The 3,959-nt window shown below is 38.6% G+C and carries 3 protein-coding genes and 1 pseudogene; all 4 read left to right on the forward strand.

Going from position 1 to position 3,959, the window contains the following annotated elements; translation table 11 throughout:
- A partial coding sequence (locus ACFINU_RS09215) for a tyrosine-type recombinase/integrase (protein WP_375618886.1) occupies positions 1–1,058 on the forward strand: 1,058 nt, incomplete at its 5' end.
- A 210-nt stretch (positions 1,059–1,268) separates the two neighbouring features.
- Entirely contained in the window at positions 1,269–1,469 is a 201-nt protein-coding gene (locus ACFINU_RS09220; protein ID WP_007347209.1) for an AlpA family transcriptional regulator, read from the forward strand.
- Between the two features lie 97 nt (positions 1,470–1,566).
- Positions 1,567–1,770, forward strand: coding sequence for a hypothetical protein (locus ACFINU_RS09225; protein ID WP_375618885.1), 204 nt, complete (start codon positions 1,567–1,569; stop codon positions 1,768–1,770).
- Positions 1,771–1,775: 5 nt separating this feature from the next.
- A pseudogene (locus ACFINU_RS09230) lies at positions 1,776–3,381 on the forward strand (YfjI family protein).
- Positions 3,382–3,959 lie beyond the last annotated feature (578 nt).

Below are 3,959 nucleotides of genomic sequence, written 5' to 3' on the forward strand. Positions count from 1 at the left end.
AATGGCTTTATCGTTATACCATTCACGGACGCCGTCGTGAAATGGGCTTGGGTGCTTTAAGGCATGTTTCTTTAAAAAAAGCCCGTGAATTGGCAAACCAATGGCGTTCTGTTTTGCATGAGGGGCGTGACCCCATTAAAGAGCGGGAGAAACAAAAGCGTGAAGCAATAAGCAATCTCCATTACTTAAAAGATATCGCTTTGGATACTTTTGAAAGTCGTAAAGCTGAATTAAAAGATGATGGTAAGGCTGGGAATTGGTTTGCACCTCTGCGGCTTTACATTCTCCCTAAATTAGGTTGCCTGCCCGTTTCTGAGATTACGCAAACAGAGATACGCAATACGCTTACTCCTATCTGGCATACAAAAGCTGTTACAGCAGAAAAAGCACTAAACCGTCTTAATCTTTGTCTCAAACATGCGGCTGCATTAGGGTTGAATGTTGATTTACAAGCAACAACAAAAGCACGCGCGCTCCTAGGCAAACAACTCCATAAAACGCAAAATATACCAGCAATGGATTGGAAAGATGTTCCTGCTTTTTATAAAACACTTTGCCAAAAAACAACCCTAACACAACTGGCTTTGCGTTTGCTTATTCTGACAGGTGTCCGTACTAATCCCTTGCGTCATATTCGTGAAAATCAGATTGATGGGGATATATGGACTATTCCTGCTGAAAATATGAAAGGAAAGCGTGATGCTACAACAGAATTTCGTGTGCCTTTATCATCTGAAGCATTAGAAATTTTAAAACAAGCGCGCGGGCTTTCTCGCAATGATTTCTTCTTTTCTGCAACCGGTCGCGGTTCTCTTGGTGAGAATTGTATGGCAAAATATATGCAACAGATTGGACTTGAAGCACGTCCCCATGGTTTTCGCTCTAGTTTACGCGATTGGCTTGCTGAAACAACCGATGCCCCCTATGAGGTTGCTGAAACCATTCTAGCTCATACGGTCGGGGGGCAAGTAGAGCGTGCTTATCGTCGTACTGACTATCTAGAACAGCGTCGTGTCTATATGGATAAATGGGCGGCTTATGTCACCGGTCAATCTTAAAGATATGGGGTGCATAACCCCATGATCTGTGGATAACTTTAGCTCTCTTCTCTCTCATTAGCTCTCAATTAGACTCATAATTTATTACATGAGAATTTATATGATAAAATACTGTTTTCTATGAATAAAATACCTTCAAAAATAAATCAAAATGTGCTTAATAAATAGGCATGATTTGTTACCATTTTTTGAGAATGAAAGGATTTTAGAATGACAGAAAATGATATTCTTTTAACAGACCGTGAAAGTGCAAAATTGCTTCATATGAGTGTCTCAACTTTCCGCCGTCATGTCACCAATGGCTCTCTCCCAAAACCCTTAAAATTTGGTTTTTTATCCCGTTGGTTACAATCGGATCTTTTGAATGTCATCGAGCAAGCAAAACAGCAACGTCAAAGTGACGCGGCATAAAAAAACCTTGTCACGTAAGGACGGACAAGGCTTTCTCAAACTCATCAATCTAGAGAGTGCACAATCCGTCCTATGACGCAACGTTATAGGATTAAAAATGATGTGTTCTTTTAAGAATGCGCAAGGTATCACACGTGCTTTGCGTGGTACTTGGCATGGGCGTTATGGAAGCCAACCAATCAAAAAGACTTTAGCTGATTTTACCTTTGCTACGCGTGCTTATAGCCAAGCCTTTGAGGTCCTTATAAGGCAAGCCCCGCATAATGCATATTTTTACGATCTCCTCTATTTTCTAAGGTAAATAACATGATACAAGATAATAAAGATAATAAAAATATTTTAGAGAATAATACTCCTTTAAATGATAACGATAATGGCTCTTTAAATGATAAGACTTGTTTAGAAGCCATTCCTTATAAACAAGCATTGCAACAAAACGGATGGGGGGAATTAAAGCCTATCACGGCGGCTCTTTTACCCGTCGAGCCTTTTGGACCCATTACAACTGCCCATGCCATTCATGGATTATGTTTATGACGTTTCACAGCGTCAACAAGCCCCTATGGATTTTATTGCTGTCTCTGCTCTCTGTGCCTTGGCTGCTGTCATTGGCAATGGCGTGCGGGTTGCCCCAAAACAACATGATGATTGGATTGTTGTGCCTAATCTCTGGGGCGCTCTTATTGGGCAATCGTCAACATTCAAAACTCCAGCCATGAAAGCCGCTTTAGCCCCTATCTCTTGCCTTCAAAAGGAATGGTATAAAGACTGGTTAAAACAGAAAGAAAAACAAGAAATTGAAGAGAGACTTGAAACTTTAGACAAACGAGAAAAGGAAAAACAAGCCAATAAAGCGATAAGAAAAGGAGAGTGTGAAACAGCCCGTGCTCTTTTGTATGAAACGCTCTCTAAAGACAATGTGCATGATGAGGATGTCTCTCGTTTTATCGTCAATGATGTGACCGTTGAAAAGCTTGGGGAACTTTTAAAAGAAAACCCCCGTGGTCTCTTAATGGTTCGTGATGAATTATCTGGTTTTTTAGCCAATCTGGAACGAAGAGAATATCAAACAGACCGTGCCTTTTATTTAACAGCTTTTAATGGAGATGATCAATTTACCTATGACCGTATCGAGCGTGGAACCATTTTTATCCCTTATGTCACTTTATCCATGATTGGCGGCATTCAACCTTCACGCATTATTCCGCTCATTCAAGCCATACACCGTAGAATAAACGATGACGGTTTATTGCAACGCTTTCAAATGATTGTCTGGCCCGATGACAATAAAGAATGGCAATTGGTTGATAAACCGCCCAATCAAGAGGGGTGGCAAAAGTATGAGGCGGTTTTTCGCTCTTTTCGTGATAAACGATTAGGGTCTCCAGAACAACCACTGATCATGCGTTTTTCTCCTAAAGCACAAGTGAAATTTTATGAATGGTTCGAGCATCTTCATAAAGAGGCAAAAGGAGGTAGTTACTCAGAAAGCTTACAATCGCATCTTTTAAAAATGCCTAAGACCATAGCAAGTCTTGCATTGATTTTTGAACTTCTTGACGGTGGTCGTTTAGAAATTGGACTCTATGCCATCACAACAGCCTTGCGTTGGACAAGTTATCTGTTAAGCCATGCCAAACGTCTTTATACAGCGCATGATACATTAACAGCAGAAAGTGCAAAATTAATTGTCGAGCGTTGTGATCATTTGCCCGATGTCTTTACTTTACGCGATATTCATCAAAGAAATTGGACCTCTTTAAAAGACAATCAAGCCGTTAAACAAGCTATAGAGCTTTTATGCCATTCAAATCACCTTCGAAAAAAGTTTATAACACAGCAGACAAATGGACACCCTAGTGCCTATTATGAATGGCATCCTTTAATCAAAAACAACAGCATAAAACAATAAAGAAACCTTTTTTAAAAACTTTCTACTCACATAGGCAAAACTCTTTTTAATGGCATTCTCATCAAAGAACTTTTCTCTAAAAATAATGGTCTGGGTGACCTTATAGGAAGAGTTTTGTCCAGTGTTGTCAGTTTTGTCAGTTTTGTCAGTTCTTTTTAGACCCTCTATTATTTTTTTAATGAGTAAAAATAAAAGTTATTATATTTCAATAGGTTAATTTCTTTAAAACACAACTCATATCAAGAATACAATCTTTAAAGATAACCAATGATATGAATTGATTAAAACTTGTCAGTTATGTGTCAGTAAATTGAACTGACAAAAGTGATTATTTTAGTGACTCATAAAACCTATCAAAATACTCATTATGATATTTTAAAGCACATAGTACATTTGTCTTTTTTCCATAAAATAAACAGCAAATTTTACTACTTTGCTGATCTTATTCCATGTCATGGGCTGTGGATAAGCAGCCTTTAAAAACCCCTTTTGAAAAAAAATTCTGGTTTTGCAAGAATTTCACCTCAGCTGACACTCGCTATTTATCCTAAATGGATTTAATTGGCTTCATTTTGATT

Source organism: Bartonella sp. AC130YNZD, from assembly GCF_042196865.1.
Lineage (GTDB): Bacteria > Pseudomonadota > Alphaproteobacteria > Rhizobiales > Rhizobiaceae > Bartonella.